Here is a 20,572-nt window from a genome sequence, read left to right on the forward strand (position 1 = left end):
GAGAAGCTGAAGCGAGAAGCTGAAGCGAGAAGCTGAAGCGAGAAGCTGAAGCGAGAAGCTGAAGCGAGAAGCTGAAGCGAGAAGCTGAAGCGAGAGGCCGTCGCCGGTCTTGCCCTCTTCCGCAGCCGAGTACGCTAGGGTTCCGGCCGGTGCCGCACTCCCTCGCTCACATGCGATCGTCCGACGCCAGAATCTGGGCGATGCGAAGGCAGTCGGGGGAGAGGGTGCAGGGCGTCGCAAGAGTTCTCCCGCCTCTCCCCAACCGCTCTCCCACCAGGGGAGAGGGGCTTGAACCAGAGCCTGCGTCACATGGCACACCGCCACCGCCACCGCCACCGCCACCGCCACCGCCACCGCCACCGCCACCGCTACCGCTACCGCTACCGCTACCGCTACCGCCACCGCCAAAGTCCAACCCAGGCCCCGATCTCCCACGTTCTGCTTCCCAGGCCCAATCCCCAGTCCCCAAGCCCAGTCCTTGCCCATGACCACTCCCAAACGCGCCCTCGTCACCGGCGGCAGCGGCGATCTCGGCAGCGCCATCTGTCGTGCGCTTGCCGAAGCCGGCCACCACGTCTACGTCCACGCCAACAGCGGCCTCGATCGCGCGCAGGCGCTGGTTGACGAGCTCTTGGCTGCTGGGCATTCCGCCGAAGCCATTGCTTTCGACGTCGCCGATGCCGCGGCCTGTGCGCAGGCCACGGCGAAGATGCTCGAAGCCGGCCCGATCCAGATCGTCGTCAACAACGCCGGCATCCACGACGATGCGCCGATGGCCGGCATGAGCGAAGCGCAGTGGAAGCGGGTGATCGATGTCAGCCTGCACGGCTTCTTCCATGTCACCCAGCCCCTGCTGCTGCCGATGGCGCGCACGCGCTGGGGGCGGATCGTCAGCGTCTCTTCGGTCGCGGCCGTCCTGGGCAACCGCGGCCAGACCAACTACGCCGCGGCCAAGGCCGGCCTGCACGGCGCCACGCTCTCACTCGCCCGCGAGATGGCCAGCCGCGGCATCACCGCCAACGTGGTCGCGCCGGGCGTGATCGCGGGGCGGATGGCGGCCGATGCCTTCCCGCCCGAAATGATCAAGGCCACCGTGCCAGCGGGGCGCGCGGGCCGCCCCGAAGAAGTTGCAGCCGTCATCGCCTTCCTCGCCTCGGAGGGGGCGTCCTACGTCAACGGTCAGGTGATCGGAGTCAACGGCGGCATGGGCTGAATCCCGGTGTGGACTGCTGTCACCGCGGATGCGGAGGCGGAGGCAGGCATTGCATAAGGATCGGCCCCGGCCCACCAAGGGCTTCACTTTCACTTCGGGCCATAGTGAATCGAGCGTTCGGCACGGCAGGCCGGAGCCCAGCCCAGGCATCCTTCGAGCTTGCACTCCCCAAGTGAATCCGTTCGCGCTAACTTCACGCCTTTCGCGTGCCCTGCACGCATCACTGGAGAGTCCTCGATGAGTCTGTTGCGCCGTTCCGCTGCCCTGCTGCTCGCCTTTGTTGCTGCACCTGCCTTCGCCGAGCGTGTGCAGGTCCAAAGCTCCATCCCCTATGCCGAAGACGCGGACATCCAGAACAAGGTGCGGGAGGAGTGCACCCAGCTGAACACCCAGCTGGCCGAGTTCACCCAGGAATTCGGACGCGAGAACGGTATCGAGGTGCAGCTGGTCGAGACGCTCGACACCGCGGCTGAAGGCCGCGTGCTGCAGATGGAGATCGTCGACGCGGTGAGCATGGGCAATGCCTTCATCGGCCACCAGAAGTACAGCCGCGTGCGCGGCGTGCTGTTCGAGAACGGCGAGCAGATCGCCGACTTCCGCGGCCGTCGCAACTCCATGGGCGGCGCCTTCGCCGGCTACAAGGGTTCGTGCTCGGTGCTGGGGCGCACAGTGAAGGCCTTGGGCAAGGACATCGCGCAGTGGCTGGCGAACCCGCAGGATGGGGCGCAGTTGGGGGATTGAGGTGATGCGGTCCAAGCCCAGAAGCTGGTGGGCACGATCGCGGACAGCATTCTCGCGGCTGCGCTGCAACTGAGTCAGGCGCAGGATTAGGGTTGGGGCCAGTGGAGATGATCTCTCAAACCTGTCCGGACTGCGGTGGCGTTATTGCGGTGGCGTCGCGATTGCGCTTGCTCGTACTGGACGCGATGCCCTGCCGGAAATGCGGGGTGCGTCTGGTAGTGCGGCCCGTTTGGTCGCGGCTTTGGCATCCGATCGGGTTGTTGCTGGTGTTCGTGCCTGGGCTGGTGCGCGCGCGGTACTTCCCGGACGTCCCCAGCTCGTTTCTGGTCCTGTGGATCGCTGCCATTTGGCTCGCCATCAGTTCCGTCACGGCGATGGGGCGGCTGGAGCCGGAGGCCGTTCACAAGCGATTCCCGCCGCTTGAGGTGCTCAAGTTCGGTGCGCTGCTGTTCCTGATTGTCGCGATGCTGCTGGCTGGCCTTGCAGCGCTCTCGTGGATCACCGTTTGATGTCAGGGTTCGACGCGACATGCCATGCGCGCCGTGTATCACCGGACGATCGCCCGAACAGTCGATTCGATCGGCGAGGACGGCGATGAAAGGGGCGTGTCCAATCTGCAGAACGAAGATTGAAGGCCGGCTGGGCTGGAGAATGGCGGTGGGGGCTGGCGAGTCCTGTCCGAGCTGTCGTTCGCTGCTGCAGTTGGACGCCCGCTGGATGCGGTGGGTGCTGTTGATGTATGCGCTGATCGCGATGGTCTGGATCTGGCTTGTCCCGACGGAGTTCGCCATCGCGCCGGCGCTTGGCGCGGGTCTGCAAAGTCTGCTGTGGCTGTCCGCGCTCTGGGCGCTGGCGTCTGGGCCCTTGCAGGTGCGCACCCATCGCTGGCCCGTCGCGCAGGGTGTCGTTCTCGGCATGCTGCTGCTTATGGGACTGAGTGTGGCGCTGTAGGTCAACGCCGCGGTCGTCTGATCTGCAGATCGAGGGAGGCTACTGCCCTCAAGCGCGAAGCGGGCTCTGCTTCTTTCCTGGTTTTGCTTGGGCTTGGGCTGTGGCTGTGGCTGTCGCTCTTGCTGTTGCGGGCAGGAGCCCGCGCTCTTCCACGGGGCCCCTGGGGAGCGGCGGGAGGCGGTCGAACAGCCCGTAGGGGGCCGGCATGGATGCCGGCGCGGTTTTCGACAGGCCAGGGAGGGCCTGTCCGAAAACCCCGACCGGCCCACGCGTACCCGGAGCGCAGGGATGCGCGTAGGGCGCGGACGAGGGGTGGCCTTTCTCTTGCCTACTTCTCTTTGGCCACGCAAAGAGAAGTAGGTCGGGCAGCCCGTAGGGCTGACCGAAAGCTCTTGCTGTCTGCTTCGCGCGACGAGACGGTCAAACAGCACAGAGGCGAGTGCGCAACTCATGGTGGGCCAGGGCCCACCCTATGAGGGTCGCGAGATCGGGCAGCTCGGCGGGCTCGCGGTCAGCTCTTCGCTTTCGCTTCAAGCGACGAAGCGACAGAACAACACCGAGGCGAGTGTCGAGCTCATGGTGGGCCAGGGCCCACCCTATGCCGCGCCTTTCCACTCCGCTGTGAGCAGCGGTTCACCCGAATCCGCCACCGGCGCAGTCGCCAACAGCGCTTCAAGCGCCGACACATCGAGCGTGGGATGGGTTTCGCGCGCCAGCTCCATCAGCTCGCGCGCCAAGCGCCGCAGACACACCAGATTCGAGCGCATGCGTGCCTTGAAGGCCGCATCGTCCAGATCATCGCGCAGCGCGCGGTTCAACTCGGCGAACCAGCCCAGCCGCGCCTGGTCGAGGAAGGCCGAGGAATCCACCGCCGCATGCGGTCGCGCGTTTGCCGCGCACCAGCGCTGGAAGAGGTCCTGCAGGGCAAAGTTCAGGGCCTTGGCTTCGGCCAGCTCGGGCTTCAGCCGCGACAGGGTGGTGAGGTCGTCGATGCGACGGCCGAAGAACAATGCGGCGAGCACGCCCCAGTAGTAGCTGTAGTCCCACAGCACCTTGAGCGGCATCAGCTGGGCATCGCCGAACAGGCCGTACTGGCCGCGGTACATGGCCATGGTGCTTTCGTAGAAGCTGAAGTAGAGCTGCTCATAGACGCCGGCATAGGGCTGCCAGGCCTCACCCGCGCGGTCCTTCTCGATCAGCCGGCTGATGTAGGTGTTGCTGATCGCGATGAAGTCGCTGCCGGGCGAGTAGAACGGATCGAGGAACACGCCGGCTTCGCCGGTAAGCGCCCAGCGGTTGGCGCTGAACACCTGCTTGCAGCCATAGGAAAAGTTGCGGAAGAAGGCGAAGTCCTGCAGCTCGTCGCGCATCGGCTCGATGGCCTGGTGCACCCGCGGCTGATGTTGGGCCAGCCAGTCCATCGCCTTCTCGAAGCTGTTCATCGTCTCCAGCGGGTGCGTCTCGGCATCGCAGACGATGCCCACCGAATGCGAGCCCGAGGACAGCGGGATCAGCCAGACCCAGTAGCCGGGGCCGACCAGATGATTGGTGCTGCGCCAGCGCTCGGGCGGCGTGCAGCGGCTCAGCCAGTCGCTGCAGCCGGACCACTCGTGCGGATCGATGCGGCCCTTCAAGCGGAACCACACCGCATTGGCCTTGTGGCCGTTGTCCTCGGCCAGGCCGAGCTTGCGCTTGATCAGCCCGGCGCGGCCGCTGGCGTCGACCACCCAGCGCGCTTCGGCCTGACTGCGCTCTCCGCCGCGCTCCCACTCGATACGGTGTGCGCTGTCGTCTTCGCTGAGCTCGATCTGCTTGACCACAGCGCCGTCGATGAACTCGATGCCGAGCGACTGCGCGCGCTCGGCGAGGAAATTCTCGAAGCGGCCGCGGTCGATCTGCCAGGCGCCGGTCGGCAGGGACTGGCTGGCGCCGAGCTCGGCGCAGCGGTCCGGTGCCGAGTGACCTTCGGAGAAGAAGAAGCGGAAGCCGAACTTGACGATGTGTTCCTGATCGAGATGCTCGCGCAGGCCGAGTACGTCACCGAAGTAATTCGCGGCGATCTCGACCGTGCTCTCGCCGATCTTGAAGGCGGCCTCCGGCACCGGATGCGCGCGCCGCTCGATCACGCGGATGCGCGTGTCGGCGTCGCGCCGCTTCAGTTGCAGGGCGAGCGTGAGGCCGGCGAGGCCGCCGCCCAGGATCAGCACATCGACAGGGTTCTCGGCGATCGCGGTGTTCATGCGGTGCGGCTCTCGAACTGCGGCAGGGCGGCGCTGGGCAGAGTCGCCGGGCCCGGGTCAAAAATGCGTGGGCGCGAGCGCCGCGCTTCGATGTAGCGCGGGATCACGCGGCCATGGGTCCAGACCCGGCCGACCACATGCGAGGTGATGCGGTAGAGGTCGGTCAGCGGGCGGAAGTGGCTGCGCCGGAACTGCCCGGCCAGGCCGTCGCCGGCGTAGCGCGACTCGATCGGCACCGACACGCAGCCCATGCCGAGCCGGCGCGCGGCCTGGATGAGGATGTCGGCCTCGAACACGAAGCCCTCGCCGGCGACGTCGGCGATTTCGCAGACCGCGCGCGGGTAGTAGCGCTGGCCGCTCTGGGTGTCGGCGATGCGATAACCGGTGGCCCAGGCGATGCCCCAATCGCCGAACTCGTTGGCGAGGCGGCGGTGGATCGGCTGCTGGGCGCGCTTCTTCAGGCGCGCGCCGATGATGATGTCGTTGGGAAACTGCGCGGCGGCAGCGACCAGACGCGGCACGTCCGAGGCCAGGTGCTGGCCGTCGCCGTCCATGCTGACCACGCCATCGATGTCGAGCGCGAGTGCAGCGCGGAAGCCGCTGCGCAGGCCCTCGCCCTTGCCGCGGCGGCTGGCGTGCTGGATCAGGGTGATCGGCAGATCGGCGATCGCCGCGACGGTGCCGTCGGTGGAGCCGTCGTCGATCACGATCACGTGCGGGGTGCAGGCCAGCGCGCCTTCGACCACCTCGCGGATGCGCAGGGCTTCGTTCAGGGCGGGAATGATCACCGCGGTGCGGGCCAGCTCAGCCATGACGCAGCTCCAGCACGAGGCGACTGTCGCAGCCGGCGGGCAGTTCGCATTTCGCTTCAGCGCGCGCCAGCGCCTGGGCCAGACGCGCGGCCGGCGCCATCGCGTTGCGCGCGGTGGCTTCGATCAGCGGGCCAGTGGCCTCGGCGCAGTCGCCCGAGGCGAGACGCGGTGCAAGCGTGAGTCCCGTGCCATCGGCGCGGTCCAGCACCAGGGCGAAGCCGAACAGGCCCTCGCTCTTCGAGGTGTGCTGCAGGGGCCCGCCGGCGGGGCTGTCGTAGGCCACCAGCAGCACCGGGCCGCCGTCGATGGTGATCTGCAGCGCGGCCTCGATCAGGCCCTGGGCGAAGCTGGCATCGAAGGCCGAGATCGCGGTGGCCGGCGCATGGCAGCCGACGCCGATGGTCCAGTAGCCGGCGGCGGCGTTGTGCACCGAGTTGTGGAACTTGGTCGGCGAGACTTCGGTCGGCGCGCTGGCCAGCGTCGCGCACATGTAGTCGGTGATCGCCAGATCGCCGTGGGTGGAGGTGAACACCGAGGGCAGCGCGGCCGGATCCGCACCGGCGTTCTCGCAGGCGGCCTCGGCCACCCGCAGCGCCAGCAGCACCGAATCCGGCGCGCGGCGGCGCTCGTTGGCCGGCAGCATCGAGGGCGCGGGCTTCTTCGGCGCACCTTCGATGAGGCCTGCTTCGCTGCGCGCGAACGCGGCCATCGCAGCCCAGTCGGGCAGACCGTCGGCGAAGGCGCCGATGCCCAGCACTCTCAGCGCAGGCAGGCCGCTCATGCGCGCACCTCCGCGCCGAACACCAGCGAGCAGTTGTTGCCGCCGAAGCCGAAGGAATTGTTCATCGCATAGCGCACCTCGCCGCGCGTGTTCTCGCGCAGGATCTGCGGGCCGCAGGCGGGGTCGGGGTCGTCGCAGTTGAGCGTGCCGGGCATCAGGCCCGACTCGATGGCCTCGATCGCGATCAGGCTCTCGACGATGCCGGCGGCCCCCAGGGTGTGGCCGGTGTAGGCCTTGGTCGAGCTCGCGCGCAGGCGCTCGCCGAACAGGCGCGCCACCGCGCCGGCTTCGATCTCGTCGTTCTTCGGCGTGGCCGTGCCGTGCAGGTTGAGGTAGTCGATGTCTCCGGGCTCAAGCCCCGCGCGGGTGATCGCCGCCTGCATGCACAGCCGCGCGCCCAGGCCTTCCGGGTGCGGGCTGCTCATGTGGTGCGCATCGGACGACTCGCCGTAGCCGAGCAGTCGCGGGCCCGCGCCCTCGCGTTCGAGGATCGCGTAGCCGCCAGCCTCGCCCAGCGACAGCCCGTTGCGGGCCACATCAAACGGCCGGCACTGCGATGCTGACACCAGACCCAGCGCATTGAAGCCGAACAGCACGCTGCCGCAGAGGGTGTCGACGCCGCCGACGAGTGCCGCATCGACCACACCGGCCTGGATCAGGCGCGCCGCTTGGGCGAACACCTTGGCGCTGGACGAACACGCGGTGGCCACGGTCACGCAGGGCCCGCGCAGGCCGGTGGCGGCGGCGAGAAAGCTGCCCAGCGAATGCGGCGTGTGGATGATCGGGCGGTGCAGATCGGCCGGGAAGCGATCGCCATCGAGGCGGGTGTAGGCCTCTTCCGAGGCGCCGATGCTGGACGTGCTGGTGCCGATGATGATCGCCACGCGCGTCGCCCCGTAGCGTTCGCGCAGGGTGTCCACCCGCGCCGCCACGCCGTCCTGCTGCAGGGCGAACCAGGCCAGGCGGTTGTTGCGGCAGTCCCAGCCCATCAGCTCGGCGGGCAGCTGCAGGTCTTCCAGGCCGTCGACGCGGCCAATCCAGGTCTCCAGCGGATGCGCGGAGAAATCATTGCGGCGCAGCCCGCTGCGGCGTGCCGCCAGCGACTCGCGCATCGTGTTCAATCCCGCTCCACAGGCGGTAGTCAGGGTGCGGGCGGTAATCGCCAGCGGCGGCATGGCTGCAGCAGACATCAGCTCAGGGTGTCCTCATCGAATAGCGGCGGATTATAGAGAGACGGGATTCGGGATTCGGGATTGGGGATTGGGGATTGGGGATTGGGGATTGGGGATTGGGGATTGGGGATTGGGGGCGGAGCCGGGCGACGCGTTTGCGCGGCATGCCGCGCGCGTCGCCGAGCGCCCCGAGCGCTGCGCTCTGCGGGAACTCGCATAAGGTGGGTCCCGGCCCCTCATGGCCCTAGCCACGCGCTACCTCAGGCCCGCTCCCGCAGCCGGAACACCCTGCCGAAGACCCTCGGCGCCAAGGCCATGGCGTGCCGTGCTGAAACGTCGCCGTGCGCTCGCGCGACGCGCTGTGAACAAGGACAATGCGCGGCGGCGTGCGCACCGTGCCAAGACGCTCGCGCGCGTTCACGAATCCCCGCCCGGCCCTCGCGCATGGCGCTCGGGGGTTCGTCGACACGCGCGGCATGCCGCGCAAACGCGTCGCCTGGCTCCGCCCCCGGCCCTCGCGCATAGCGCGCGGGCGTTCGGCGACACGCGCGGCATGCCGCGCAAACGCGTCGCCTCACCCCAAATCCCGACTCCCAAGTGTCCTCCCGCCAAGCCCACCGTCTGCGTCTCCTGCGCGATACCGATGCCCTGCAGGGTCTCGTGGTCGCCCTGCTGCTGCTGGCCGCGACCGGAGGCCTGCTCTACGTCTATTACGCGATCCGGGTCTGGAATCTCGCACGCCGCGCGCCGGCCTGGCCGGATCTCGATCCGCAGCGGCCGGCGCGTTTGCTGCTGTTCGGGAAACGCTGCGAAGACGGTGAGCCCGACAGGGACTTCCAGCAGCGCATCCAGCGCGCGCTGAGCCTGGCCGGCCGCCATCCCCAGCTCGAACTGCTGCTGCTGGGCGGCGGGCCGCATCCGACCGAGGCCGAAGTGGCCGAGCGCGAGCTGCGCGCCGCGGGGCTGGGTGCGCAGGCCCGCATCACCCTCGAGGACCAGTCGCGCGACACGCTTGAAAACCTGCGCCACGCGCGCCTGCTGCTGCGCCAGGGCGAGGGCGACGTGCTGCTGTTGTCCAGCCGCTATCACCTCGCCCGCTGCAGCCTGTTTGCCCGTTGGCTGGGCATCGAGCACCGCCTGTGCGCGGCGGAAGAGCGCTGGGCGCCGAGCTGGAGTGAACGCGGTCGCCTGCTGCTGGAGGCGGCCTACATGGTGTGGGTGGAATGCGGGCGCGCCTGGGCCCGTCTGCTGCGCAGCGAACGGATGCTGGCCAAGGTGAGTTGAGCATCGCGGGCCCGCGGACTGGCCTCGTGCGCTGCGGCGGTCGCGAGAATCCTCGGCCAAGGGCCCCCCACCGCGCTTTGCTCCCCTCCCCCCTGGTGGGGGAGGGGTCGGGGGAGAGGGGGCAGAGCTTGCCGCGAGCCCACGACGTGGACTCACACCCGCGCCTTGGAACTGCGGCAGTGTTGGGCCGCGCTGCGCTTGGCCCAAGCTACGTCGGCTCGCTTGACCCGATCTACATCGCCTGAGCCTGCAAATCGAGGCGCCGGCGCGTCGCTGACGGCAGGGTGCTTCTTGTAGGTGGGTGCCGAGCGCAGCGAGGCCCAACGTCGCGCGCGCTAGGGTCAAAACAGACCATTGATGCGCGCCGGCAGGCCTGCCGAGCCTACGCTTCGAATCCCGAATCCCCGCTCTCACCACCGCGTCGGCTTGGGATTCCGCTCGTCGAAGCCGCGCTGGTGCCAGTACGGATAGATCGGCGTGCGCTGGCTGGCCGCATCGAGCGTCGCGATCTGCTCTTGCGACAGCGACCAGCCGACGGCGCCGAGGTTCTGCCGCAGCTGATCCTCATTGCGCGCGCCGATGACGAGGTTCGCCACGCCGGGCCGCTGCAGCAGCCAGTTCAGCGCCACCTGCGCCACGGTCTTGCCGGTTTCGGCGGCGACGGCGTCCAGCGCATCAACCACGCGATACAGGAATGCGTCCTCCACCGGCGGCCCGCCGACGTCGCCGCCAGCGGCGATGCGGCCCTCGCTCGGCTGTTCGCCGCGACGGATCTTGCCGGTCAGGCGGCCCCAGCCCAGCGGGCTCCAGACCATGGTGCCGAGGCCCTGATCGAGCGACAGCGGCATCAGCTCCCACTCGTAGTCGCGGCCGATCAGCGAGTAGTAGCCCTGGTAGCAGACGTAGCGGTTCAGGCCATAGCGCTCCGAGGTCGCCAGTGCCTTCATCACCTGCCAGCCGGAGAAGTTGCTGCAGCCGATGTAGCGGATCTTGCCGGCGCGGGTCAGGTCGTCGAGTGCGCGCAGCGTTTCCTCCACCGGCGTCAGCGCGTCGAAGCCGTGCATGAAGTACAGGTCGATGTGCCCGGTCTGCAGGCGCCGCAGGCTGGCCTCGCAGGCGCGAACCAGATGGTGTCGCGAGCTGCCCTTGTCGTTCGGCGAGCTGCCGGTGGTGAAGGTGGCCTTGGTGGCGATCAGCGCTTCGTTGCGGCGGCCCTTCAGCGCCTCGCCGAGGATTTCCTCGGAAGCGCCCGCCGAATAGATGTCGGCGGTGTCGAAGAAGTTGAGTCCGTGCTCGAAGCAGATGTCGAGCAGGCGCCGCGCATCGGCGACGTCGGTGGCGCCCCAGCGGCCGAAAAACTCGCCGACCCCTCCGAAGGTGCCGGTGCCGAGGCTGAGGACGGGGACTTTCAGGCCGGAGTGGCCGAGACGGCGGTGTTCCATGCGGAAGCTCCTCGGGAGTGGTTCGCGAAGCCTGCCATGCACTGCGTTAGGCCAGCGGCAACACAGAGCAGCTCATGCTTGGGGCACTTCCGGATCAGGTGCATTTCGCTGCGGCTTCCCTCGCTGCGCAGGCGTTCCTTTCAGGCGGCACGCAGGCGCCGCAGCCGCAGCAGGGCGATCAGGGCCAGCGTCGCCAGCACCACTTCTACAGCCAGCGCAAACCACAGGAAGGGCGTGGCTACGCCGCCGGCGAGCATGCCGATCGCGCGTCCGATCGCGATGCCGCCGTAAGCGCCCAGCGCAAGCAGCAGGCCGTAGGGGCGATGGCGGGCGCCGAAGTCCGAGGCCAGAATCAGCGCGCCCACGCCCAGCTCGAAGCCACCGTAGAACGCGCGCAGTTCAGCGGCGGCGAGATCGCCGCTCAACACGATACCTGTCGCCGCGAGCGTGCCCAGCGGATCGAGCATGAAGGCCGCACCGAAAGCGATGAAGCCAAGGCCCGACAGCCAGAGCACGATGCGCGCGAATCCCATGAAGCGTCTCCCGCTGAACGTGGGCGCAGGATGGAGCAGTGCGGATCAATCCGGGGTGAGGGGATGAGGGCTATCGCCGCGTCCGAACCACCCCCACGAGACTGCGAGGCTTTCTGTGGCGCCGAGTTCAAGTGCCCCTGCCTTCGGCAAGCGAGGGAGGCCACCGGGCGCCTTGACGAATCCCGAATCCCGATTCACGAATCCCGGCCTGCAAGCCCTGCGTACAATCCGCCGCATGCATATCACCCCCGAACACCTGGCGCGTCTGCGCGGCATGGGCTGGCGCGAGGACGCGCCGGCGGCGTACGCGTACGCCGAAGCGAGCGAGGGTCGACTGGCCCGGGTCATCGAGCAGCACCGTTCGGGCTATGTGGTCGACGACGGCGAGCGCGAGTTTCCCGCGCAGGCGCCGGCGCCGTGGACGCGCAAGGGCTTCGCGCCGGAGCAGCGCGCCGCGGTCGGCGACTGGGTGCGCTTGAAGGAGGACGAGGACCTGATCCTCGATTGGCTGCCGCGCTTCGGCGTGCTGAAGCGGGCGGCGGCGGGCGAGCACTACAAGCAGCAGCTGATCGCCGCCAACATCGACCGCGTGCTGGTGGTCTGCGGCCTCGATGGCGATTTCAACCCGCGCCGGCTGGAGCGCTACCTGGTACTGGTGCGCGGCTCGGGTGCCGAAGCGGTGTTCGTGCTGACCAAAGCGGACCAGCTCGACGGCGAGGATGTCGAGATGGCGATGGACGTGCTGCAGCCGCTGGAAGAGGCCGGCGCGCGCCTGATCGCGCTGAACGCGCGTTCGCTCGACTCGGTGAGGGTGCTGCATCCGCTGCTGGGGCCGGGTATCACCGCCGTGCTGGTCGGTTCCAGCGGCGCCGGCAAGTCCACGCTGACCAACGCCCTGCTGGGCATCGAGCGGCAGAAGACCAATGCCGTGCGCGCCAACGACAGCCGCGGTCGCCACACCACCACCCACCGCGCCCTGCTGCGCCTGCCCTCGGGCGGCTGCCTGATCGACACGCCCGGCATGCGCGAGCTGAAGCTGACCGGCGAGGAAACGCTGGACCGCAGCGGCTTCGACCGCATCGAGGAGCTCGCTGCGCACTGCCGCTTCCGCGATTGCCAGCACGAGCGCGAGCCCGGCTGCGCGGTGCGGGCCGCGCTGGAGGCCGAGGAGATCGATCCGGGCGCGCTGGCCAACTACCGCAAGCTGCAGGGCGAGCTGGAGCAGGCGCGGCAGGTGCTGAAGCAGCGCGAGCGCCAGGGCCCGCGCGGCCCGCGGCGGCGCTGAGCGCAGAGCGCCTGGCAAAGTCGCGACCGCAGCCCAGGAGCGCGTGGGCGATGGCGCCGACCCCGGTGAACAAAAATGGGGCCGCCACCGCGTCTGCATGAGGGCGCTCCGGGCGAGTCCGGGCGTTCAGCGGGCAGGGCACGACGGTATGCCGGCCGTCGACGTGCCGTGGCTTCGCGCGCAAGGCCTTGCCCCGCCGGCTAGTCGAATCCCGCCCTGCGGCTTCCGCTGCACCTCGCGCGCGGCGGGCCGCTGGCATACTCCGCCCCCTTTGCTGCCACGCGACGCTGCCCCGTGATTACCGCCGCCGAATTCGATTCGCTCGCCGCCCAGGGCTACAACCGCATCCCGCTCGTACGCGAGCTGCTGTCCGACCTCGACACGCCGCTGTCGGTCTATCTGAAGCTGGCCGACGGTCCGTATTCCTATCTTTTCGAGTCGGTGCAGGGCGGCGAGAACTGGGCGCGCTATTCGATCATCGGGCTGCCGGCGCGGCGCGTGTTCAGCCTGCGCGGCAGCACGCTGAGCGTCGAGGATTGCGGGGCAGTGGTCGAGACCCGCGAGTTGGGCGATCCGCTGGCCGAGATCGAAGCCCTGCGCGCGTCGTTCAAGGTGCCCAAGCTGGCCGGCCTGCCGGCCTTCACCGGCGGCCTGGTTGGCTACTTCGGCTTCGAGACCATCGCCTGGATCGAGCCGCGCTTCGGCGCGTGCGACAAGCCCGACATGCTGGGCACGCCGGACGCGCTGCTGATGCTGAGCGAAGAGGTTGCGGTCTTCGACAACCTGCACGGCAAGCTCTATCTGGTCGTGCATGTCGATACCGCCGAGCCGCAGGCGTATGCGCGCGGTGTGCGCCGGCTGGATGCGCTCACCCACCGCCTGCGCATGGGCGCGCCGAGCTATCCGGAAGTGCTCGATCCGTCGACGGTGTCCGAGGCTGACTTCGTCAGCGGCTTCACCAAGGAGGGCTTCCTCGCCGCGGTTGACCGCTGCAAGGACTACATCCGCGCCGGCGACATCTTTCAGGTGGTGCTGTCGCAGCGCCTGTCGATCCCGTTCAAGGCGCGGCCGGTGGACGTGTACCGCGCGCTGCGCGCGCTGAACCCCTCGCCCTACATGTACTTCCTCGATCTGGGCGCCACCCAGATCGTCGGCTCCTCGCCGGAGATTCTGGTGCGTCTGGAGCAAGGTCGCATCACCCTGCGCCCGATCGCCGGCACCCGTCCGCGCGGCGCCACGCCTGAAGAAGATGCGGCGCTCGAAGCCGATCTGCTGGCCGACCCCAAGGAGCGTGCCGAGCATCTGATGCTGATCGACCTCGGTCGCAACGACGTCGGTCGGGTGTCGAGAACGGGCAGCGTCAGCGTGCCCGACAAGTTCATCATCGAGCGCTATTCGCACGTGATGCACATCGTCAGCCAGGTCGAGGGCGATCTGGCCGAAGGCCTCGATTTCGGCGACGTCCTGCGCGCGACCTTTCCGGCCGGCACGGTCAGCGGCGCGCCCAAGATCCGCGCGCTCGAGGTCATCCAGGAGCTGGAGCCGGTCAAGCGCAACATCTATTCGGGGGCCGTGGGCTACCTCGGCTGGCACGGCGATGCCGATACCGCGATCGCGATCCGCACGGCGGTGATCCAGGACGGCCGCCTGCACGTGCAGGCGGGCGCCGGCATCGTGTTCGACTCCGACCCCGAGAAAGAGTGGGAGGAGACGCTCAACAAGGGCCGCGCGCTGTTCCGCGCGGTGGCGCGGGCGGCGGGCGGGCTGTAGCCAGGCTCTCGAAAGGTTCAACGCTTCGGTTGTTGGACTCCGATTGCCGAGGCTCTCCAGTGGTCGAGCTCACCCGAGCGTTGCTGACAGGACTCGTCCCCGGCGCTCACCGAAGTGCGCCGCTACGAATCTCCAATCCCGATTCCCGAATCCCGGCGCGCCGCAGGCGCGCCTACACCATCACCCGCCCATGCACCCGCGCGATCCGCGGCCGCACGCGCCAGCGCTTCTCGCCCTCGGTGCGTTCGAACAGGCGATAGCTCGGCAGGGCGCCGCCGTGAAGGTGCAGGGTGATCGCCCAGTTCTGGCTGCTCAGATTGCGACAGCGGTGGGCCAGGTTTTCGCTGCGCTCGAACCACAGCGCATCGCTCTCGCCCAGCCAGGTGATCTTGCGCTGGCTCGGCGGCTCTCCCTCGGCGCCGATCGCGTATTCCTGTACTTCCAGCGAGCCCTGCAGCACGAGCTCCATGCCATAGTCGCCGCTCATCGAATTGACCGGCGTGACGTGACCGGGCGGCCAGATCAGCAGGCTGGCGCTGAAGGCCGGGCGCTTGGAGTCGAGGATCAACAGGCGGGTGAAGCCACGCTGGGCGCGGCCGCGCAGGCCATTCAACTGCTGCTCGTAGCGGCCGTCGGAGCCGAGATGGACCACGGCGCCCAACTCGCGGGCGAGCCAGGCCAGATCGGGCTTCGGGCCGCGGACGCCGTCTTCCAGCACCGAACGCAGCAGGGAAACCAGTCGCGGTGTGCGTGCCATGAAGCGCTCCTTGCGCATGACCGGAGCATAGGAAACCACCCGTAGCGTTAAGCCCCCGGTAAGCCGGTGAGGACTTGATGTTTGTTTACGCCGGCGCTTCCATCCGCGACCGGTCAAACGCACAGCCCCCGCGCGGGGCGGGGGCTGTGGCTTGCCGCTTGAACGGGCTGGGCTCAGGCGGCCTGGTCCAGTCCCTTGGCCCGACGCCGCGCCATTGCGGCGGATTCGAGGTCAGCCGGATCGAAGTCATCGACACCGATCACATCCTCGACCAGCACCCGCACCTCGCGCAGCAGGTTGACCTCTTCCGCGCTCAGCACGCCCTTCAGTCGCGCCTCGTTGAGCTGCTCGTCGGCATCCAGAGCGGTGATTTCGCCGGCCTTGATCGCCTTGACCAGCTTGCGCTCGACCGGCTCCGCCGCGATCACCCGCGGCAGGGCGGCGTTGACGCGTCCGGCCGGGTTGTTGTCGCAGGGCGTGGTGAACACGCCCTCGCACAGGCGATCGCGGGTGTCGGACGGCGTCATCAGCAGGGCTGCGGCACGGTGACCCAGACGGTCCGAGGGCGCCTGCGCGCGGCGGCCCCAGGGGAAGACCAGCAGCCACAGCGCCCAGCCGACCGGACGGATCGGGAAGTTGCGCAGCGCCGCCGACAGGGCAAGCTCGATCCGATGGTTGATGTCGAACATCGCCCAGGCCAGCAGGGGCTGATCGCCAGCGGGCTGGCCGTTGTCCTCATAGCGCTTCAGGATCGCCGAGCCGATGTAGAGCAGGCTGAGCACGTCGCCCAACCGCCCCGACAGGCTCTCCTTGAACTTGAGCTTGCCGCCGAGGGTGAGCATCGAGGTGTCGGCCACCAGCGCCAGGTTGGCCGAGTAGCGGTTCATGCGGCGATAGAAGCGGCGGGTGTAGGCGTCACCCGGCACCAGGCCGATGCGCGCGCCGGTCAGGCCGAGGATCAGGCTGCGCGCCGCGTTCGAGATGGCGAAGCCGATGTGGCCGAACAGGGTGCGGTCGAAGTCCTTCAGCCGCGTCGCCGGGTCGGGATGCTGGGCCGCCTGCATCTCCTTCAGCACCCACGGATGGCAGCGGATTGCGCCCTGGCCGAAGATCATCATGCTGCGGGTGAGGATGTTGGCGCCCTCGACGGTGATCGAGATCGGCGAGCCCTGCCAGGCGCGGCCCAGGTAGTTGCGTGGGCCGAGGATGATGCCCTTGCCGCCGTGCACGTCCATCGCGTCCTTGATGATCTCGCGATAGGTCTCGGTGGCGTGGTACTTGGCGATCGCCGACGGCACCGAGGGCTTCTCGCCGCGATCGACGGCGGCGGCGGTGGATTCGGACAGCGCGCTGACCGCGTAGGCGCGGCCAGCAATGCGCGCCAGCGCTTCCTCGACGCCCTCGAAGCGGCCGATCGGCAAACCGAACTGCTTGCGGATACGCGCATAGGCGCCGGTCACCAGCGCGCCCATCTTGGCGCCGGCGGTGCCGGCCGAGGGCAGGGAAATCGCGCGGCCCACCGACAGGCACTCGACCAGCATGCGCCAGCCCTCACCGATCATCTTCTCGCCGCCGATCAGGGCCGACAGCGGCAGGAACACGTCCTTGCCGCGGACCGGGCCGTTCTGGAAGGGCACGTTCAGCGGGAAGTGGCGGCGGCCGATGTCCAAGCCGGGCGTGCTGCGTGGGATCAGGGCCAGCGTGATGCCGCGATCCTTTTCGTCGCCCAGCAGGCCCTCGGGGTCATGCAGGCGGAAGGCGAGGCCCACCACGGTGGCAACCGGGGCAAGCGTGATGTAGCGCTTGTCGAAGGTGAGCCGCACGCCGACCACCTTGGCGCCTTCCCATTCGCCCTCGCAGACGATGCCGTAGTCGGGCAGTGAGGTGGCGTCCGAACCCGCCGACGGCCCGGTCAGCGCGAAGCAGGGAATCTCGCGGCCGTCGGCCAGGCGCGGCAGGTAGTGGTTCTTCTGCTCGTCGGTGCCGTAGTGGAGCAGCAGCTCGGCAGGGCCCAGCGAGTTCGGCACCGCGACGGTCGAGCCGAGCGTGGCCGAGGCCGAATTCAGCTTCTGCAGCACGCGCGAATGCGCCAGCGCCGAGAAGCCGAGGCCGCCGTATTCGCGGGGGATGATCATCCCGAAGAATTTGTGCTTCTTGAGGTAGTCCCAGACCTGCGGCGGCAGGTCGGCGCGCTCGTGGCTGACCTCCCAGTCGTTGGTCATCCGGCAGACCTCTTCGCAGGGACCGTTGAGGAAGGCCTGCTCCTCGGCCGTCAGTTCCGGCTTCGGCTGGGCCAGCAGCTGCTTCCACTTCGGCAGGCCCGAGAACAGCTCGCCTTCCCAGCCCACCGTGCCGGCTTCCAGCGCGGTTTTCTCGGTGTCCGAGAGCTGCGGCAGCATCTTCGTGTAGATCTTCAGCAGCGGTGCGGTGATCTTGTGGCGGCGGGTCGGCGTATGCAGCAGCGGCACAGCCACCGCGGCCAACAGCAGACCGGCGATGATCGTGGCGACGAGGCTGGCCTGCAGCAGCACGGCGACCACCAGGGCGGCCACGCTGAGCGCGGCCCAGGTCTTGAGGTTGGTTCGGAAGTAGGCCGCGGCGAGGCCGGCGACCAGCAGGGCGAGGAAGGGCAGCAGGATGCTCATGACGGGGCTCCGTTGCGATCCGGTGCGGGTGGGGAGAGCGGACAGCGAGGGTCTGCACACTATCCGCGCGCATTCGAGTCCTGGCACCAGAGCCGGGTTCGAAGCGCGCGGGCGGAAAACCGTACTGGCGAGTATGTTCGGCCGTCGTGCAGGAATCAATACGCCTACGTATGGGCTTCGTGAAATGCCTTAGCACATTGATTCGCGTGCGGAAAATCCGGCATGGCCGGGCACGGCCGTGGATTTGCAAGGTTCGGGCCGCCCGCTACACTCCCCACGATGAACGCCCCCTCCAAGAAAGCCGACAAGGCGCCGCGGCTGTCGGCGAACGACTGGGCCCAGGGTGCCCTGGACCTGATTGCCGAGCAGGGCGTCGCCGCGGTGGCCGTCGAGCCGCTGGCGCGTCGTCTGGGCGTCACCAAGGGCAGCTTCTACTGGCACTTCCCCTCGCGTGAAGCCCTGCTGCGGGCCGCGCTTGAGCGCTGGGAGCAGCGCGAGCTGGAGGAGGTCTTCGCCCAGCTTGAAGGTATCGAGGATCCACGCAACCGCCTGGAGCAGCTGTTCCGTCTGGTTGGTACCCAGACCGCATCGCACGCCATCTACTCCGAACTGCTGAAAGCAATGGATCACGCCGTTGTGCAGCCGGTGATGCAGCGGGTTTCCGCGCGGCGCATGGATTGGCTGACCCTCGCCTACCGCCAAGTCGGGCTGCCGCGCGTCGAGGCGCAGCATCGCGCGCGCCTCACCTACGCCGCCTACGTGGGTTTCCTGCAGCTGTCGCTGCAATTGGGTCAGCCGCGCATGCGCCACGAAGAGTTCGACGAGTACCTGGCCCACGTCATGTCGACCCTGATTCCCGGCTGAGCCAGCCGCCGCAGCCGAATTTTGCTCAGCCACTGAATCAGTTGGCGCATCCATCGGGTGGCTGCGCGCGGATGCCAGCGTGCAGTGTGGCCCTTCGCCATCGCGCCCGAAGTCTCGAAAATCCAGTGCTGGCAAGCATGACACGGGTTTCCAGGGGGGTTGGATCCGGACACTGGACTGCCATTGGACTTGTTCACCCGCACTGGTCTGGCTATGGTCTGCTGCCCGAACCGGCCGCTGCCCGGCGGTCACCGCGACGGTGACCCGGCGGCCGTCCATGGAGCCCTTGCATGTCCAGCACGCTCGCAGCGCTCAACCAGTGGGTTGAGCAGGTTGCCCGTCTTACGCGTCCCGATGCCATCCACTGGTGCGACGGCAGTGAAGCCGAACGCGAGCGCCTGACCGCGCTGATGCTCGAATCCGGTGACCTGTACGCCCTGAATCCGGACACCCATCCTGACTGCTACCTGCACCGCTCCAACCCATCGGATGTCGCCCGCGTCGAGCATCTGACCTTCGTGTGCACGCGCGAGCGCGACGAGGCGGGCGCCAACAACAACTGGATGGCCCCGGACGAGGCGCGAGCCAAGATGCAGGCTCTGTTCGCGGGCTGCATGCAGGGCCGCACCCTCTACGTCGTGCCCTACTGCATGGGGCCCATCGATTCCCCGCTGGCCCGCTGCGGCGTCGAGATCACCGACAGCCCCTACGTCGTCGTGAACATGCGTCTGATGACCCGCATGGGTGCCGACGCGCAGCGGCGGATCGAGCGCGAGGGCCGCTTCGTGAAGGGCCTGCACTCCACCGGAGAACTCGACCCCGAGCGCCGCTTCATCATGCATTTCCCTGAGGACCTGGAAATCCAGTCCTACGGCTCCGGCTATGGCGGCAATGCGCTGCTGGGCAAGAAGTGCCACGCCCTGCGTATCGCCAGCCACCAGGCCCGCAGCGAAGGCTGGATGGCGGAACACATGCTGATCCTGGGCGTGGAGACGCCCAAGGGCGACACGCACTATGTCGCCGCAGCCTTCCCCAGCGCCTGCGGCAAGACCAATCTGGCCATGCTGATTCCGCCCGAGGGCTACCGCCGTGAGGGCTGGAAGATCTTCACTATCGGCGATGACATCGCCTGGATGCAGCCGGGCGCCGACGGCCGCCTGTACGCGATCAATCCCGAAGCCGGCTTCTTCGGTGTGGCGCCGGGCACAAGCGAGGCCACCAATCCGAACGCGCTTGCCATGTTGGGCCGAAATGCGATCTTCACCAATACGGGTGTGACCGCCGACAACCAACCTTGGTGGGAGGGGCTGCCGGGCGCGCCGGCCAAGGATTGGCAGGGTCGTGATTTCGATCCTGCCAGGGGCCCTGCGGCACATCCCAACTCACGCTTCACCGTCAGCGCCAGGCAGTGCCCCAGCTACAGCCCTGAATCCGAGAATCCGTCGGGCGTCCCGATTTCGGCCATCATTTTCGGCGGCCGCCGCGCCAGCCTGGTGCCGCTGGTGATGGAGGCGGAGGACTGGACCCACGGTGTTCTGATGGGTGCGTCCATGGCGTCCGAGACCACCGCCGCGGCCACCGGCGCGGTCGGCGTGGTGCGGCGTGACCCGATGGCGATGAAGCCCTTCTGCGGCTACAACTTCGCCGATTACTTCGGCCACTGGCTGGGCTTCGACCGCGCCGGCGCCAAGCTTCCCAAGATCTTCCACGTCAACTGGTTCCGCAAGGGCGCCGACGGCAAGTTCCTGTGGCCGGGCTTCGGCGAGAACATGCGCGTGCTGGAGTGGATCATCGCCCGCTGCGAGGAACGCGGCGAAGCGGTCGAGACGCCGGTGGGTCACCTGCCCTCGTTCGCCGGGCTGCGCACCGAAGGGCTCGAGATCTCCGCCCAGGATCTGGAGGCGCTGCTCAGCATCGAAGCCGACGCCTGGCAGCATGAGCTGGAAGAGGTCGAGCGTTTCATGCTCGAGCTGGGCGAACGCACGCCTGCCGTGCTGGTGGAAGAGCTGCGTCGCCGCCGCGCCTTGCTGGGCGAACGCAAGGCGGCCTGAGAGCGCTGCCACCCCGCCGATGCCCAAAGCA

The 20,572-nt window shown here is 68.3% G+C and carries 17 protein-coding genes; 9 read left to right on the plus strand and 8 right to left on the minus strand.

What is annotated here, in order from left to right:
- Positions 1 to 484: 484 nt before the first annotated feature.
- The 4 genes from fabG to BLP83_RS17020 all read left to right on the plus strand — a co-directional run bounded on the left by fabG (position 485) and on the right by BLP83_RS17020 (position 2,905).
- The gene (gene fabG, locus BLP83_RS17005; protein WP_091245702.1) at positions 485 to 1,213 is read left to right on the plus strand and encodes a 3-oxoacyl-ACP reductase FabG; all 729 of its coding nucleotides are present in this window, start codon (positions 485 to 487) and stop codon (positions 1,211 to 1,213) included.
- Between the two features lie 237 nt (positions 1,214 to 1,450).
- Positions 1,451 to 1,954 carry a hypothetical protein gene (locus BLP83_RS17010; RefSeq protein ID WP_091245703.1) on the plus strand — a complete coding sequence of 168 codons (504 nt, stop codon included), beginning with the start codon at positions 1,451 to 1,453 and terminating at the stop codon, positions 1,952 to 1,954.
- A 167-nt stretch (positions 1,955 to 2,121) separates the two neighbouring features.
- Positions 2,122 to 2,463, plus strand: coding sequence for a hypothetical protein (locus tag BLP83_RS17015; RefSeq protein WP_143006757.1), 342 nt, complete (start codon positions 2,122 to 2,124; stop codon positions 2,461 to 2,463).
- Between the two features lie 226 nt (positions 2,464 to 2,689).
- Complete coding sequence (locus BLP83_RS17020) at positions 2,690 to 2,905, plus strand: hypothetical protein (RefSeq protein WP_143006758.1); 216 nt, start codon at positions 2,690 to 2,692, stop codon at positions 2,903 to 2,905.
- 596 nt (positions 2,906 to 3,501) lie between these two features.
- Here BLP83_RS17020 and BLP83_RS17025 read toward each other — a convergent pair.
- Genes BLP83_RS17025 through BLP83_RS17040 form a run of 4 tightly spaced genes read right to left on the minus strand, consistent with a single transcriptional unit; the run spans position 3,502 to position 7,913 of the window.
- On the minus strand, positions 3,502 to 5,145 hold the full coding sequence (locus tag BLP83_RS17025) for an NAD(P)/FAD-dependent oxidoreductase (protein WP_091245712.1): 1,644 nt from the start codon (positions 5,143 to 5,145) through the stop codon (positions 3,502 to 3,504).
- A complete protein-coding gene (locus tag BLP83_RS17030) occupies positions 5,142 to 5,957 on the minus strand; it encodes a glycosyltransferase family 2 protein (RefSeq protein ID WP_091245715.1) in 816 nt (271 codons plus the stop codon). Before BLP83_RS17030 ends, BLP83_RS17025 begins: the two co-directional genes overlap by 4 nt.
- Positions 5,950 to 6,738, minus strand: coding sequence for a beta-ketoacyl synthase chain length factor (locus tag BLP83_RS17035; protein ID WP_091245719.1), 789 nt, complete (start codon positions 6,736 to 6,738; stop codon positions 5,950 to 5,952). The genes BLP83_RS17030 and BLP83_RS17035 overlap by 8 nt, the downstream gene beginning before the upstream one ends.
- Entirely contained in the window at positions 6,735 to 7,913 is a 1,179-nt protein-coding gene (locus BLP83_RS17040; protein WP_091245723.1) for a beta-ketoacyl-[acyl-carrier-protein] synthase family protein, read from the minus strand. The genes BLP83_RS17035 and BLP83_RS17040 overlap by 4 nt, the downstream gene beginning before the upstream one ends.
- A 594-nt stretch (positions 7,914 to 8,507) precedes the next feature.
- Between BLP83_RS17040 and BLP83_RS17050 the strand changes: the two genes are divergently transcribed.
- Positions 8,508 to 9,194 (plus strand): YdcF family protein, encoded by a 687-nt coding sequence (locus BLP83_RS17050; protein WP_091245728.1) that lies wholly within the window; start codon positions 8,508 to 8,510, stop codon positions 9,192 to 9,194.
- Between the two features lie 410 nt (positions 9,195 to 9,604).
- On the opposite strand, the gene BLP83_RS17055 is transcribed toward BLP83_RS17050, so the two are convergent.
- Positions 9,605 to 10,636, minus strand: a complete 1,032-nt coding sequence (locus BLP83_RS17055; RefSeq protein WP_091245730.1) for an aldo/keto reductase — start codon at positions 10,634 to 10,636, stop codon at positions 9,605 to 9,607.
- A 140-nt stretch (positions 10,637 to 10,776) separates the two neighbouring features.
- Positions 10,777 to 11,169 carry a DUF4345 family protein gene (locus BLP83_RS17060; protein ID WP_091245732.1) on the minus strand — a complete coding sequence of 131 codons (393 nt, stop codon included), beginning with the start codon at positions 11,167 to 11,169 and terminating at the stop codon, positions 10,777 to 10,779.
- 235 nt (positions 11,170 to 11,404) lie between these two features.
- Here BLP83_RS17060 and rsgA point away from each other — a divergent pair, with 235 nt between their 5' ends.
- A complete protein-coding gene (rsgA, locus tag BLP83_RS17065; protein ID WP_091245734.1) occupies positions 11,405 to 12,454 on the plus strand; it encodes a ribosome small subunit-dependent GTPase A in 1,050 nt (349 codons plus the stop codon).
- A gap of 294 nt (positions 12,455 to 12,748) precedes the next feature.
- Entirely contained in the window at positions 12,749 to 14,224 is a 1,476-nt protein-coding gene (gene trpE, locus BLP83_RS17070; RefSeq protein ID WP_091245736.1) for an anthranilate synthase component I, read from the plus strand.
- Between the two features lie 172 nt (positions 14,225 to 14,396).
- Here the strand turns inward: trpE and BLP83_RS17075 are convergent, their stop codons facing one another.
- Both BLP83_RS17075 and BLP83_RS17080 read right to left on the minus strand, forming a co-directional pair.
- Positions 14,397 to 14,981 (minus strand): cupin domain-containing protein, encoded by a 585-nt coding sequence (locus BLP83_RS17075; protein WP_176764270.1) that lies wholly within the window; start codon positions 14,979 to 14,981, stop codon positions 14,397 to 14,399.
- Positions 14,982 to 15,154: 173 nt separating this feature from the next.
- A complete protein-coding gene (locus BLP83_RS17080; RefSeq protein WP_091245744.1) occupies positions 15,155 to 17,626 on the minus strand; it encodes an acyl-CoA dehydrogenase in 2,472 nt (823 codons plus the stop codon).
- A 279-nt stretch (positions 17,627 to 17,905) separates the two neighbouring features.
- Here BLP83_RS17080 and BLP83_RS17085 point away from each other — a divergent pair, with 279 nt between their 5' ends.
- Both BLP83_RS17085 and BLP83_RS17090 read left to right on the plus strand, forming a co-directional pair.
- Positions 17,906 to 18,490 (plus strand): TetR/AcrR family transcriptional regulator, encoded by a 585-nt coding sequence (locus BLP83_RS17085; protein WP_091245747.1) that lies wholly within the window; start codon positions 17,906 to 17,908, stop codon positions 18,488 to 18,490.
- A 290-nt stretch (positions 18,491 to 18,780) separates the two neighbouring features.
- Complete coding sequence (locus BLP83_RS17090) at positions 18,781 to 20,541, plus strand: phosphoenolpyruvate carboxykinase (GTP) (protein ID WP_091245750.1); 1,761 nt, start codon at positions 18,781 to 18,783, stop codon at positions 20,539 to 20,541.
- The last annotated feature ends 31 nt before the right edge of the window (positions 20,542 to 20,572 follow it).

The sequence above is a fragment of the Aquimonas voraii genome (assembly GCF_900101825.1).
GTDB lineage: Bacteria > Pseudomonadota > Gammaproteobacteria > Xanthomonadales > Xanthomonadaceae > Aquimonas > Aquimonas voraii.